Source organism: Micromonospora narathiwatensis, from assembly GCF_900089605.1.
Taxonomy (GTDB): Bacteria; Actinomycetota; Actinomycetes; order Mycobacteriales; family Micromonosporaceae; genus Micromonospora; species Micromonospora narathiwatensis.
This window is the reverse complement of sequence record NZ_LT594324.1, coordinates 4,577,618-4,590,999: the sequence shown is the minus strand read 5'-3', so window position 1 is coordinate 4,590,999 and position 13,382 is coordinate 4,577,618. Positions and strand designations below refer to the sequence as shown.

13 protein-coding genes are annotated in these 13,382 nt (G+C 72.5%); 6 read left to right on the top strand and 7 right to left on the bottom strand.

Going from position 1 to position 13,382, the window contains the following annotated elements; genetic code table 11:
* Window positions 1–80: 80 nt before the first annotated feature.
* The 5 genes from GA0070621_RS19820 to GA0070621_RS19800 form a co-directional block, all read right to left on the bottom strand.
* Entirely contained in the window at window positions 81–1,181 is a 1,101-nt protein-coding gene (locus GA0070621_RS19820) for a sugar ABC transporter substrate-binding protein (RefSeq protein WP_091198129.1), read from the bottom strand.
* 219 nt (window positions 1,182–1,400) lie between these two features.
* A complete protein-coding gene (gene ybaK / locus GA0070621_RS19815; protein WP_091198127.1) occupies window positions 1,401–1,880 on the bottom strand; it encodes a Cys-tRNA(Pro) deacylase in 480 nt (159 codons plus the stop codon).
* A 50-nt stretch (window positions 1,881–1,930) separates the two neighbouring features.
* Window positions 1,931–3,148, bottom strand: coding sequence for a THUMP-like domain-containing protein (locus tag GA0070621_RS19810; protein WP_091198124.1), 1,218 nt, complete (start codon window positions 3,146–3,148; stop codon window positions 1,931–1,933).
* A gap of 283 nt (window positions 3,149–3,431) precedes the next feature.
* Entirely contained in the window at window positions 3,432–3,620 is a 189-nt protein-coding gene (locus tag GA0070621_RS19805) for a DUF397 domain-containing protein (protein WP_091198122.1), read from the bottom strand.
* Entirely contained in the window at window positions 3,611–4,411 is an 801-nt protein-coding gene (locus tag GA0070621_RS19800; protein ID WP_167667079.1) for a helix-turn-helix domain-containing protein, read from the bottom strand. Before GA0070621_RS19800 ends, GA0070621_RS19805 begins: the two co-directional genes overlap by 10 nt.
* A 344-nt stretch (window positions 4,412–4,755) precedes the next feature.
* On the opposite strand from GA0070621_RS19800, the gene groES reads away from it, so the two are divergent.
* The 3 genes from groES to GA0070621_RS19785 all read left to right on the top strand — a co-directional run bounded on the left by groES (window position 4,756) and on the right by GA0070621_RS19785 (window position 8,479).
* Window positions 4,756–5,070, top strand: a complete 315-nt coding sequence (gene groES / locus GA0070621_RS19795) for a co-chaperone GroES (RefSeq protein WP_091198115.1) — start codon at window positions 4,756–4,758, stop codon at window positions 5,068–5,070.
* A 70-nt stretch (window positions 5,071–5,140) separates the two neighbouring features.
* Window positions 5,141–6,787: a chaperonin GroEL gene (groL, locus tag GA0070621_RS19790; RefSeq protein ID WP_091198112.1), complete on the top strand. Its 1,647-nt coding sequence runs from the start codon at window positions 5,141–5,143 to the stop codon at window positions 6,785–6,787.
* Between the two features lie 126 nt (window positions 6,788–6,913).
* Entirely contained in the window at window positions 6,914–8,479 is a 1,566-nt protein-coding gene (locus GA0070621_RS19785; RefSeq protein ID WP_091198109.1) for a sulfite oxidase, read from the top strand.
* 129 nt (window positions 8,480–8,608) lie between these two features.
* Here the strand turns inward: GA0070621_RS19785 and GA0070621_RS19780 are convergent, their stop codons facing one another.
* A complete protein-coding gene (locus tag GA0070621_RS19780; protein ID WP_091202642.1) occupies window positions 8,609–8,992 on the bottom strand; it encodes a WhiB family transcriptional regulator in 384 nt (127 codons plus the stop codon).
* A 209-nt stretch (window positions 8,993–9,201) separates the two neighbouring features.
* Between GA0070621_RS19780 and GA0070621_RS30525 the strand changes: the two genes are divergently transcribed.
* A complete protein-coding gene (locus tag GA0070621_RS30525) occupies window positions 9,202–10,008 on the top strand; it encodes a helix-turn-helix transcriptional regulator (RefSeq protein ID WP_091198106.1) in 807 nt (268 codons plus the stop codon).
* A gap of 21 nt (window positions 10,009–10,029) precedes the next feature.
* Here GA0070621_RS30525 and GA0070621_RS19770 read toward each other — a convergent pair whose 3' ends face one another.
* Window positions 10,030–10,440, bottom strand: a complete 411-nt coding sequence (locus GA0070621_RS19770; RefSeq protein WP_091198102.1) for a DUF5319 domain-containing protein — start codon at window positions 10,438–10,440, stop codon at window positions 10,030–10,032.
* A gap of 198 nt (window positions 10,441–10,638) precedes the next feature.
* Between GA0070621_RS19770 and guaB the strand changes: the two genes are divergently transcribed.
* Together guaB and GA0070621_RS19760 are read left to right on the top strand one after the other, a co-directional pair.
* Window positions 10,639–12,201, top strand: coding sequence for an IMP dehydrogenase (gene guaB / locus GA0070621_RS19765; protein ID WP_091198099.1), 1,563 nt, complete (start codon window positions 10,639–10,641; stop codon window positions 12,199–12,201).
* A gap of 29 nt (window positions 12,202–12,230) precedes the next feature.
* Window positions 12,231–13,349 carry a GuaB3 family IMP dehydrogenase-related protein gene (locus GA0070621_RS19760; protein ID WP_091198096.1) on the top strand — a complete coding sequence of 373 codons (1,119 nt, stop codon included), beginning with the start codon at window positions 12,231–12,233 and terminating at the stop codon, window positions 13,347–13,349.
* Window positions 13,350–13,382: the final 33 nt, after the last annotated feature.

Sequence of the window (13,382 nt, the reverse complement as noted above, 5' to 3'; positions counted from 1 at the left end):
CTCGGATCCCGTCCGGCGACGCGCCGCCCGGCACGGATGTCCCGTGCCGGGCGGCGCCGCCTGATGCGGGTACGGAAGGGTCAGCTGATACCGGCGTCGGCGCAGAGCTTGGCGTACGCGTCCTTGCAGAGCTCGTCCTTGGTCACGTAGCCGTCGTCGACGACGTCCTTGACGTTCTCCTTGTAGATCGCCTTCGGCTCCAGCAGCACGGCCGGCACGTCCCGGCCACCCTCCGGGTCCTTGACCGTCTGGCCGGTGTTCTTCTTCTCGCCCTTGGCGAGCCCGATGGCCAGCTCGGCGGCGGCGTCCGCCTCCTTCTTGACCGCCTTGTAGACGGTCATGCACTGGTCACCGACGAGGATGTTCTGCAGGCCCTCGACGGTGGCGTCCTGGCCGGTCACCGGGACCTTGCCGTTGAGCTTGTTCTTCTTCAGCACCGAGATGGCCGCGTTGCCGAGGCCGTCGTTGGCGGAGAGCACCCCGTCGATCTTGCCGCCGGCCTTGGTGAGCTGCTGCTCGAAGATCGTGGCGGCCTGGGCGTTGTCCCAGCCCGGCACGGAGTCGTCGGCGGCCTTGGTGTACTCCTTCGAGTCGAACTTCGGCTTGAGCACCGAGTCGTACCCGTTCTTGAACAGGGTGGCGTTGTTGTCGGTCGGCGAGCCGTTGAGGTAGGCGATCGCCGGGTTCTTGACGCCCTTGTCGGTCAGGCACTTGACCAGGCCCTCGCCCTGGAGCTTGCCGACCGCCTCGTTGTCGAAGCTGACGTAGTACTGGGCGGAGCCGCCGAGGGTGAGGCGGTCGTAGTCGATGGTGGCCACACCCTGGGACTTCGCCTTGTCCAGCACGGCCTTGCCGGTGCCGGAGTCCAGGTTGACGATCATCAGAACGGTGACGCCGTTGGTGATCATCTGGTCGGCGATGGTCCCGAACGCGTTCTTGTCGTCCTGGGCGTTCTGGATGTCGGAATCGACGCCGGCGGCCTTGAACGCCGCCTCCAGGTACTTGCGGTCCGCGGTCTCCCAGCGGGCCGACGACTTGCTGTCCGGGAGGATCACGCCGATCTTCGGCTTCTTGTCGGTCGAACCACCGGCCTGGTCGGAGCCGCCGTTGTCACCACAGGCGGCCATGCTGCCAGTGGCCAGGAGGCCGACGGCGGCGAAGGTGAGGAAGCCCTTGCGCATGTGCACGGGTCCTTTCCGAGGGTGGGGGAGTTTGTGGTCGGTGCTTTTGTTGTGTCCGGCAACGTATTCCCCCCGTTGTTGCGCACGCAAGACTGCCGAGGTCGGAAGTTTGTTGGCGGCGGTAACAATTCAGCAACGCCACTGCCGCCCGGCCGTCATTCGCGTGAGAGCGCTCCCCGCCGTGAGGTGCGGGAACGCCCCCCGGTAGTCCGGAATGGATCAGTCGGCCGCGATGGGCGCGGTGACGGCATCGGTCAGGGCGACCAGATCCGCCGGGGCGAGTTGCAGTTGCAATCCCCGGCGGCCCGCCGAGACGTAGACGGTCGGGTGGTCCAGCGCCGACGCGTCGACCACCGTGGGCAGCCGCTTGCGCTGGCCGAGCGGGCTGATCCCGCCCCGGACGTAGCCGGTGACCCGCTCGGCCACGGTCCGGTCCGCCATGGTGGCCCGCTTGCCGCCGATCGCGGCGGCGAGCGCCTTGAGATCCAGCTCCCCGGTGACCGGTACGACCGCCACGGTGAGCCCGCCGTCGACCTCGGTGACCAGCGACTTGAACACCCGCTCCGGCGGCACCCCGAGGGCCGCCGCGACCAGCGCGCCGTAGTTCGGCGCGTCCGGGGAGACGTCGTACGGGTGGGTGCTGTGCGTGATCCTGCGCCTCGCCAGCAGCGCCGTCGCCGGAGTGCCCTGTCCCGCCATGCCCGACAAGTTAGCCCGGCGCCGGCCGGCGGGCGAGCCGAAAACCCCGCTCAGCCCGGCAGCGGCCGGCAGACCAGCACGGTCGGCGCGCCGGCCACCCGGGTCAGCACCAGGCTGGCCGCCGCGTCGCCGCCCAGTCTCAGGTCCCGGCGCAGCCGTTCCGGCTCCAACGCCGAGCCGCGCTTGAGGATCTCCACCCGTCCCACCCGGCGCTCCCGAAGCAGGGCGCGCAGCCGCTTCAACGAGAACGGCAGCACGTCGGTGACCTCCAGGCAGCGGGCGAACGGCGTGGCCACGGGCGTGTCGGCGTAGAGGTAGGCGATGCTCGGATCGGCCAGCGTCGCGCCCAGTTCCGTGGCCAGCTCGGCGACCAGGTGCGCGCGGACCACGGCCGGATCCGGGTCGTACAGGAAGCGCCGGACGGCTCCGACGGGCGCCTCGGCGTCGCCGCTGCCGGTCAGCACGTGCGTGGTGTCGCCGCTGCCGGTCAGCATCTCCGCGCTGTCGCCCCTCAACAGGGTGGCGCGGCGGGGGACCTCGGCCAGTGCGCCGCACCAGAGGGCGGCCTCGACCAGGTCGCCGGCCACGCTGACCCACTCCGCCTCGGCGCCGGCCGGGATCAACGCGTGGTCCAGCCCCGGGGCCACCTTGACCACGGTGCGCTGAACCCGATCGGCCAGCCCGGTGACGAAGTCCCAGGGTGGCGAGTAGGCGTTCGGGTCGAATATCCGCCGGCCGGTGCCGGCCGCCCGGCGCGCCGGATCGCAGAAGACCGCCTCGACCCGGGTGACGTCGAACGCCGTCGCGTCCCCGCACTCCACGGTGAACAACTCGGCCAGCCCGGCCGCCTCGGCGTTCCCGGCGGCCATCGCGGCGGTCACCGGGTCGGCCTCCACCCCGTACACCCGGATGCCGGCGCGGGCGGCGGCGAGCGCGTCCGCGCCGAGGCCGCACCCCAGGTCGGCCAGGGTGCCCACGCCGGCGGCGCGCAGCCGCGCGGCCCGCCGGTCGGCGACCACCCGGCGGGTGGCCTGCTCCAGCCCGGGCCGGGTGAGAAACATGCCGGCCGCCTCCGGCCCGAACTTGCCGGCGGCGCGGCGGCGCAGCTCAGCCTGGGTGAGCGCGGCGGCGGCCAGCCCGGCCGGGAACCCGGCCGAGCGGAGCCGGGCCGCCGCGGTCAGCGGATCGCCGCCGGCGACCTCGGCCGCCGCCGCGAGCGCGGCCGACCCTTCGGGGGTACGCAGCGCCGCGAGCTGATCCAGATCCACCCGGCCATTGTCCCGGCCCTACCCGGCGACCCACCGCCGACCTGGCGGCTTCTGCGGGCGGGACACCGCGACACCGCCGACCCGGGTACCCGGCGGGGCCGGATGGCGCGACTTCGCCGATGTGGCGGGTTCTGGCGGGCGGGATGGCGCGATGTCGCCGACTTGGCGGTCTGGCGGGGCGGGCATCGCGATGTCGGCGGTGTGGCGCGGGCAGAGTGGCCCGGGATGGCGCGATATCGCCGACCTGGCGAGGGCGGCGAGCCGGGTCACCCGGACGGTGGTGTCAGCGGGTGGCGGTGGCGGCGACGAAGGCTCGCCAACTCGACGGGGTGAAGGCGAGCACCGGCCCGGTCGGGTCCTTGCTGTCGCGGACGGCGACCACACCGGGCAGGTTGTCGGCGACCTCCACGCAGGCGCCGCCGTTGGCGTTGCTGCGGGACGCCTTGCGCCAGGTGGCGCGGGTCAGGTCCATGATTTCGCCACTTCCTCGATGAGTTGAGTGGACTGTCGGCGGGGCAGCGCCTCGCCGGTCACAGTCTCCCAGCTTCGGCCGAGGGCGGCAACGTCGTTCGGGCCGTCCACGGTCTGCCCCCGGAGCTGGTTGTCCAGGTGGGCCAGTTCCGCGCCGCTGCCGAGTCGGGCCAGGATGAACGGGCCGTGGAGCCCGATGTGCCAGGGGGCGTCGGCCGGCACGATCCGGACCTGCACGTGCGGCTCGGTGCCGACGGCGAGCAGGTGCGTCAACTGCTCGCGCATGACGGCCCGGTCGCCGACCTGCCGGCGCAGCGTCTGTTCCTCCAGCACCGCGACGAACTGCGGTCGCCGGTCGCCGGTCAGCACGGCCTGCCGGGCGAGCCGGGCCGCCACCCGCGCCTCGACCTCGTCGGCGGTCAGCTCCCCGCCCAGGGCGAGCATGGCCCGCGCGTACCCCTCGGTCTGGAGCAGGCCGGGGATCACGGTGGGGTCGTACCAGCGCAGCGTGATCGCCTCCCGCTCGATCTCCTCCCACGGGCGGAACCAGTCCGGCGCGGCGTGGAACCGGATCAACTCCAGCATGGTGACGAAGAGCCCACCGGTCTCCAGCACCGCGTCGACCCGGGCCAGATAGTCCGGCTTGACCGGCTTGTCGCCGATCTCGATGGCGCTCACGTGCGACGACGAGTAGTTGATCAGCTTGCCGAAGTCCTCCTGGTTGAGCCCGCGTGCCTGGCGGGCCCGGCGTAGCTGGCCACGCAGGAACGTCAGCGTCGGTATCTGGGTCACCCGGTCGTCCTTCCTCCCGTCGGCGGTACGGAGCCGGAGGTTAGAGATTCGGCCAGGTTGTGACGAGACGGTTGCGGCGTGTTGCGGTGACGAGTGGCGGAACAGTGGCGGAGCGACCGCGACACGGCGGCGATCCGTTGGCACTCTCCTTGACGGAGTGCTAGCCGAGGAATAACCTGCGATTAGCACTCTCACCCTGAGGGTGCCAACGCCCGGGCCCAGGTGTCCGGGGGTTGAACGCCAGGCGGACCGGCACCCGCGACGACGGCCCCGCCCGGTGGCATGTGGCAGATTGACGCCGGTCGGCATGTCGACCGGCAACGAAACCAGTACCCCAGGAGGGTATGCCCGTGACTACCGCGACCAAGGTTGCGATCAAGCCGCTCGAGGACCGGATCGTGGTCCAGGCGAACGAGGCTGAGACCACCACGGCGTCGGGCATCGTGATCCCCGACACCGCCAAGGAGAAGCCGCAGGAGGGCACCGTCCTCGCTGTCGGCCCGGGCCGGATCGACGACAAGGGTAACCGCGTGCCGCTCGACGTGAAGGTCGGCGACACCGTTCTGTACTCGAAGTACGGCGGCACCGAGGTCAAGTACGCCGGCGAGGAGTACCTGGTGCTCTCCGCCCGCGACGTCCTCGCGATCATCGAGAAGTAAGCAACCGATCAGTGTCGTTGCCCCGGTCCGGCTCGCCGGGCCGGGGCAACGTCGCTTCGAAGGGATACTGATGGCGAAGATCCTGAGCTTCTCGGACGACGCCCGGCACCTGCTGGAGCACGGCGTCAACGCCCTCGCCGACGCGGTCAAGGTCACCCTCGGCCCGCGCGGGCGCAACGTCGTCCTGGACAAGAAATTCGGTGTGCCCACGATCACCAACGATGGCGTGACCATCGCCAAGGAGATCGAGCTCACCAACCCGTACGAGAACCTCGGCGCGCAGCTGGTCAAGGAGGTGGCGACCAAGACCAACGACGTCGCCGGCGACGGGACCACCACCGCGACCGTGCTGGCCCAGGCGATGGTCCGCGAGGGTCTGCGCAACGTGGCCGCCGGGGCCAACCCGACCGGCCTCAAGCGGGGCATCGACGCGGCCGCCCGCAAGGTCTCCGAGTCCCTGCTCGGCAAGGCCGTCGAGGTCGCCGACAAGGAGTCGATCGCGCACGTCGCGACGATCTCCGCGCAGGACGCCACCATCGGCGAGCTGATCGCCGAGGCGATGGAGAAGGTCGGCCGCGACGGCGTCATCACCGTCGAGGAGGGCTCCGCGCTCGTCACCGAGCTGGACGTGACCGAGGGTCTCCAGTTCGACAAGGGCTTCATCTCGCCGAACTTCGTCACCGACGTGGAGGGGCAGGAGGCGGTCCTGGAGGACCCGTACATCCTGATCACCACGCAGAAGATCTCGGCGATCGAGGAGCTGCTGCCGCTGCTGGAGAAGGTTCTCCAGAACAACAAGCCGCTGCTGATCGTCGCCGAGGACGTCGAGGGCCAGGCGCTGTCGACGCTGGTGGTCAACGCGATCCGCAAGACCCTCAAGGTCTGCGCGGTCAAGGCCCCCGGCTTCGGTGACCGCCGCAAGGCGATGCTCCAGGACATGGCGATCCTGACCGGCGCCGAGCTGGTCGCCCCGGAACTGGGCTACAAGCTCGACCAGGTCGGCCTGGAGGTGCTCGGCACCGCCCGCCGCGTGGTGGTGGACAAGGAGAACACCACCATCGTCGACGGCGCCGGCCAGGCGAGCGAGGTCGCCGACCGGGTCGCCCAGATCCGCAAGGAGATCGAGGCCTCGGACTCCGAATGGGACCGGGAGAAGCTGGCCGAGCGGCTGGCGAAGCTCTCCGGCGGCATCGCCGTGATCAAGGTCGGCGCGGCCACCGAGGTCGAGATGAAGGAGCGCAAGCACCGCATCGAGGACGCCATCGCCGCGACCAAGGCCGCGGTCGAGGAGGGTACGGTCCCGGGTGGCGGCGCTGCCCTGGCCCAGATCCTGCCGGTGCTCGACGACGACCTGGGCCTGACCGGTGACGAGAAGGTCGGCGTCTCGATCGTGCGCAAGGCGCTGGTCGAGCCGCTGCGCTGGATCGCCCAGAACGCCGGCCACGACGGTTACGTGGTGGTGCAGAAGGTCGTCGGCCAGGAGTGGGGCAACGGCCTCGACGCCGCCGTCGGCGAGTACGTCGACCTGGTCAAGTCCGGCATCCTCGACCCGGTGAAGGTGACCCGCAACGCGGTCACCAACGCCGCCTCGATCGCCGGCCTGCTGCTCACCACCGAGAGCCTGGTGGTGGAGAAGCCGGAGAAGGCCGAGCCGGCCGCCGCGGGTGGCCACGGCCACGGGCACGGTCACGGCCACCAGCACGGCCCGGGCTTCTGATCCCAGGCCGTAACGGCAGTCGACCAGGGCACACCGCCTCGTGGGGCGGTGTGCCCTGGTCGGTATTGATTACGGAACGCTGACGTGGATGGCGGGCGGCCCCGCCGATCGACAACACTGATCGGCGTGAGCAGCCCCTCCCGCGGCCACGCCGCGCTGGCCGGGATCACCGCCGCGGCCGTGGCCATCGGCGCAGCCGAACCGGTGGCCGTCCTCACCGGCCCCCGCTCGGCACCCCTGATCGCGGTCGGCGGGCTCGTCGTCGACCTGGTGCCCGAGCCGCTCAAGCAGTTCGCCATCGCGCTCTTCGGCACGTACGACAAGATCGCCCTGCTGGTCGGGACGGCGGTGCTGCTGGCCGCGTGCGCCGCGTCGCTCGGCGTGCTGGCGGTCCGGCGGCTGGCGATCGGCCTGGCCGGCATCGCCGCGTTCGCCGTCCTCGGGGTGGCCGCCGCGCTGACCCGGGCCGGCGCGGACGCCTTCGACGCGCTGCCCTCGCTGGTCGGTGCCGGGCTGGGCGCGCTGACGCTCTGGCTGCTGCTGGCCGGGCCGCTGTCGCCCGACCTCTGGGCCTGGTCGCCGCCCTCGGGGCACGATCCGGAAGAGGAGCGATCCGAGGTCGACGCCGACGGTCGGCGGCGGTTCCTGCGCGGCGTGGGCGCGCTGGCCGGCGCGGCGGCGGTGGCCGGGCTGGGTGGGCACTGGCTGGCCGGTCGGCGGGGCGTGTCGGCGGCCCGCCGGGCGGTCGTCCTGCCCACGCCGTCCACCGCCGCCCCGGCGGTGCCGGCCGGCGCGGACCTGCCGCTGGCCCAGCTCGCCCGCTATGTCACCCCGAACAGTGGTTTCTACCGGATCGACACCGCCCTGGTGGTGCCGCAGGTGGACCCGGCGACCTGGCGGTTGCGTATCCACGGCCGGGTCCGGAACCCGATCGAGCTGAGCTTCGCCGACCTGCTCGCCCGGCCGATGGTCGAGCGGTACGTGACCCTGGCCTGCGTCTCCAACGAGGTGGGCGGGGACCTGATCGGCAACGCGCGCTGGCTGGGCGTACCGATCAAGGATCTGCTGGACGAGGCGGACCCGGAGGAGGGCGCGGACCAGGTGGTCGGGCGCTCAGTCGACGGCTGGACCTGCGGTACCCCGACGGCGGTGCTGCGGGACGGGCGGGACGCGCTGCTCGCGGTCGGGATGAACGGCGAGCCGCTGCCGGTCGAGCACGGCTTCCCGGTACGCATGGTCGTCCCCGGGCTCTACGGCTACGTCTCGGCGTGCAAGTGGGTGACCGAGCTGGAGCTGACCAGCTTCGCCGACTTCGACGCGTACTGGGTGCCGCGCGGGTGGGCGGCGCAGGGGCCGATCAAGACCCAGTCCCGGATCGACACGCCCCGCCCGCGCAACCGGCTCACGGCCGGCCCGGTCATGGTCGCCGGGGTCGCCTGGGCGCAGCACCGGGGCATCCGCAGGGTCGAGGTACGCGTCGACGGCGGTCCCTGGCAGGAGGCGACGCTCGCCCCGACGGTCTCGGTGGACACCTGGGTGCAGTGGTCGTGGCGTTGGGACGCAGGCCCGGGCGAGCACACCCTCCAGGTGCGGGCCACCGACGCGGACGGGGCGACACAGCCGGAGGAGCAGCGTCCGGTCGCGCCGGACGGGGCCACCGGCTGGCACACGGTCCGGGTGACGGTGGGCTGAGCCGGTCATGGCGGGTTGAGCCGCCAGGACGAGCGGGCACCGCCGGGCGGCCCGGCCGCGCCCGTGACGAGCGGGCGTCGCCGTGCGGGGGACCGGCCCCGGTGGTGGGCGACGGCCGGCGGCGGCCGGTCAGGCGATCTTGCGCTGCTCCGGCACGGTGGACTTGTGCGGCGGACCGAGGCGGGACTCCAGTCGGGCCACGTCGACCCGGGACTGCCGGCGGTCGGCCAGGTCCTCCCAGCCGAGGGCGAGCAGCCGGAGCCGTTCCGACTCGCTGAACCCGCCCCACACGCCGTACGGCTCGCGGACCGACAGGGCATGGGCGGCGCACTCGGCCCGTACCGGGCAGGTCCGGCAGACGGCCTTGGCGCCGGACTCGCGGCGTTGGCGCGACGAGCCGCGCTCACCGTCCGGGTGGAAAAACTGCGCGCTGTCCCGCCCACGGCAGGCACCGAGCCGCTGCCAGTCCCACAGGTCGACAATGGGTCCAGGCAGCCTGCGTACGTTCGACATCAGCACCCCTCCTCCCGCGCGGCGCGGGACACCGCTTCCGGGCTGGCCCCTCGGTACCCGGGCCGTCCCGCGCTCACACATGTGTGATCGAAAACCCCGGACAACTCGCGGCATATGCCCCCTCTGTCGGAAAAGTTCGGATGATTGCCCGGAACCTCCTCCCTGGCCGACCCCGTCGTGGTCTGCTCTGAGGCGGAGAGGAGACCACTGTGCGTAGCGTTCTCGTGTGCGTTCGGACACCACTCGCGGCCCAGCACCTGACCTCCGCGGCGGCGCGGCTCGGGCTGGCCGGTGCCGTCCGGACGGCGGTCTCCGATCCCGAGGTGATGCTGCGGCTCGCCGAGCGCCCGGTCGACGTGGTGCTCGCCGACACCGCCCTCACCCGGCCGGACAGCGCGGGCTTCGTCCGCCGGGTGCTCGCCCGCGCGCCCCAGGCCGCGGTGCTGCTGCTCGGCACCGAGGAGTCGGAGGCGGCGGCGGCCACCATCAGCGCCGGCGCGCGAGGGCTCATCCAGGGTGCCGACCACGATCTGACCAGCGCGGTCGCGAAGGCGTTGCTGCTGCTCGCCGCCCCAGGGCGATCGGCCCGACACCGGGTGACCGACCCCGCGCGGGACGCCGCCGCCGTCGGCGGGTCCGCCCGACCGACCACGCCGGGGCGTACCCAGGGCGGGCCGGCACCGGCCTGGCCGGCGGGCCCGGCGGAGGGCGCGCCCACGATGGTCCCGGCACAGCGCGGCGACGACCCGGCCGAACCGGCCGGCGGCGAGCCGGAGCCGGCCCCGGCCGGCGGCCCGCAGCGCGCGAGCGCCCGCAGCGCGGTCGGGCTGACCGAGCGGGAACTTCAGGTGCTGCTCGGCATGGCCGAGGGCAAGAGCAACGCGGAGATCGGGCGGGAACTGTTCGTCTCCGAGGACACCGTCAAGACGCACGCCCGCCGGCTCTTCCGCAAGCTGGGCGCCCGCGACCGGGCGCACGCCGTGGCGGCGGGCTTCCGTGCCGGCCTGGTCGCCTGAGCCGGCCGGACCCACGGCGCGTCAGTCCTCGGCGGGGGCGTCGTCCTCGGTGCCCTCGGTCAGGGTGTCGTGCACACCGTCCGCGTAACCCCGGGCGTAGTCCCAGCTCACGTAGTGGTCCGGGTCCGGGTCGTACGCCGGCTCATGGACCCGGGGGCGACCGGAGTCGAGCAGGTGGCGCAGGTTGCCCCGGAGCAGGTCCCAGTCGAAGTAGTGCGGCTCGCGGCAGTCCTCACACTCGATGACCAGCCCGCGGACCCCGATCGGCTGGAGCAGGGCCTGATAGATCTCCAGGTCGGCGAGATCCTCCAGGACGTCCTGCCGCTCGACCTCGGTCAGCGGGTCGAGTGGGTCGTCCGCGCGCGGGTCGTGCAGGCCGGCAGCCGGATCGGCCGGGTCGCCGTTGAACGGGTCGATGGGCTCGTCGTGCACCCCCTCACCGTAGACCCCGGCACACCGGAAAGTCCGCCCCTGGGGCACCTGTGGCGGGGCCTACGCCCCGGCCCGCCGCTGCCCGGGCCGGCACAGCACAGTGGGTACGATGAAGCCACGCGCCGTTACGCGGGCGCCCGCCGGTGCCCGCGCGCGCCGCCTCGCCGAAATCCGCCCGACCAGCTCAGGGGAGCAATCGTGGAGAATTCGCCCAGCACCGACCTTCCCGCCGGCGTCGACGGCGGCGAGCTGGCCGGTCACCTGCCCGAGCTGCCGGCCGGCTCGGCGCGGGTGGTGCCGCTCGGGCTGACCTTCGACGACGTGCTGCTCCAGCCCGGCGAGTCGGACGTCGTGCCCAGCCGGGTCAACACCCGCACCCGGCTCAGCCGCAACATCGAGCTGAACGTCCCGCTGCTGTCCAGCGCGATGGACACCGTCACCGAGGGGCGGATGGCGATCGCCATGGCCCGCCAGGGCGGCATCGGCGTGCTGCACCGTAACCTCTCGGTGGAGGACCAGGCGCTCCAGGTCGACCTGGTGAAGCGCTCCGAGTCGGGCATGATCACCAACCCGGTGACCGCCAGCCCGGACGACACCCTCCGCGACGTCGACGCGCTCTGCGGGCGCTACCGCATCTCCGGTGTGCCGGTGGTCGACGGTCAGGGCCAGCTCGTCGGCATCGTGACCAACCGCGACATGCGCTTCGTCTCCGACCCGGCCACCCCGGTCCGCGAGATCATGACCCGGACCCCGCTGGTCACCGCCCCGGTCGGGGTGAGCAAGGACGACGCGCTCGACCTGCTGCGCCGGCACAAGGTGGAGAAGCTGCCGATCGTCGACGACGCGGGCAAGCTGCGCGGGCTGATCACCGTCAAGGACTTCACCAAGAGCGAGCAGTACCCGAACGCCACCAAGGACTCCGCCGGCCGGCTCCGGGTCGCCGCCGCGATCGGCGTGGGCGAGGACGCGTACAAGCGGGCCCGCACCCTGGTCGACGCGGGCGTCGACGTGCTGATCGTGGACACCGCGCACGGCCACCAGCGGGCCGTGCTGGAGATGGTCGCCCGGCTCAAGAAGGACGTCGCGATCGACATCGTCGGCGGCAACATCGCCACGTACGCGGGCGCGAAGGCGTTGGTCGACGCGGGCGCGGACGGCGTCAAGGTGGGGGTCGGCCCGGGGGCCATCTGCACCACCCGGATCGTCGCCGGGGTGGGCGTGCCGCAGATCACGGCGATCATGGAGGCCGCCCGGGCGGCCCGCCCGGCCGGCGTGCCGGTGATCGGTGACGGTGGCATCCAGTATTCCGGCGACATCGCCAAGGCCCTGGTGGCCGGTGCCGACACGGTGATGCTCGGCAGCCTGCTGGCCGGCTGCGAGGAGAGCCCCGGCGAGCTGATCTTCATCAACGGCAAGCAGTACAAGGCGTACCGGGGGATGGGCTCGCTCGGTGCCATGCAGTCCCGCGGCCAGGCCAAGTCGTACTCGAAGGACCGGTACTTCCAGCAGGACGTGACCAGCGACGAGAAGCTGGTCCCGGAGGGCGTCGAGGGCCAGGTGCCCTACCGGGGCCCGCTGGCCCAGGTCGCCCACCAGCTCGTCGGCGGGCTGCGGCTGGCGATGGGGTACGCCGGCGCCGAGAGCATCCCGGAGTTGCACGAGCGCGGCCAGCTCATCCGGATCACCGCGGCCGGGCTCAAGGAGAGCCACCCGCACGACATCCAGATGACCGTCGAGGCGCCCAACTACCACACCCGCTGACCTTCACCCCCAAACACCTGGAGTCCCCCATGCGTGACGTGGTCGAGATCGGGCTGGGCAAGACCGCGCAGCGCGGCTACCACCTGGACGACATCGCCATCGTGCCGAGCCGCCGTACCCGGGACGTCGACGACGTCTCCACCGCGTGGCAGCTCGACGCGTACCAGTTCGGCATCCCCTGCGTCGGGCACCCGTCCGACGCGACGATGAGCCCCTCCTCGGCCGTGCGGCTCGGCCAGCTCGGCGGCCTCGGCGTGCTCAACGTCGAGGGCCTCTGGACCCGGTACGAGAACCCGACCAAGGTGCTGGAGGAACTGGCCGGCCTGGACGAGGACGCCCGGGCGACCCGGCGGCTCCAGGAGGTCTACGCCGAGCCGATCCGTCCCGACCTGATCGCCGAGCGGGTCCGCGAGCTGCGGGCCGGGGGCGGCACGGTGGCCGTCCGGGTCTCCCCGCAGCACACCCTCGCGCTCGCCCCGGTGATCCTCGACGCGGGCGTGGACATCCTGGTCATCCAGGGCACCATCGTCTCCGCCGAGCACGTCTCCACCACCGACGAGCCGCTGAACCTCAAGGAGTTCATCGCCGACCTCGACCTGCCGGTCATCGCCGGCGGCTGCACCGACTACAAGACCGCGCTGCACCTGATGCGGACCGGCGCGGCCGGCGTGATCGTCGGCGTCGGCGGCGACGGCTGGTCGACCACCGAGTCGGTGCTCGGCATCCGGGTGCCGATGGCCACCGCCATCGCCGACGCCGCCGCGGCCCGCCGCGACTACCTGGACGAGACCGGCGGCCGGTACGTGCACCTGATCGCCGACGGCGACATCCAGACCTCCGGCGACATCGCCAAGGCGCTCGGCTGCGGCGCCGACGCGGTGATGCTCGGCGAGCCGCTCTCGCTCTGCGAGGAGGCACCGGCCGGCGGCGCCTGGTGGCACTCGGCGGCCAGCCACCCGTCCCTGCCCCGGGGCGCGTTCGAGGTGGCCGGGGAGCCGCTCGGCTCGATGGAGAAGCTGCTCTTCGGCCCGGCCGACGAGCCGGACGGCCAGCTCAACCTCTTCGGCGGCCTGCGCCGGGCGATGGCCAAGTGCGGCTACCGCGATCTCAAGGAGTTCCAGAAGGTCGGCCTGGTCCTCGACCGCTGACCCGGCACGATCGACCGACGGCGCGGGTGGGCG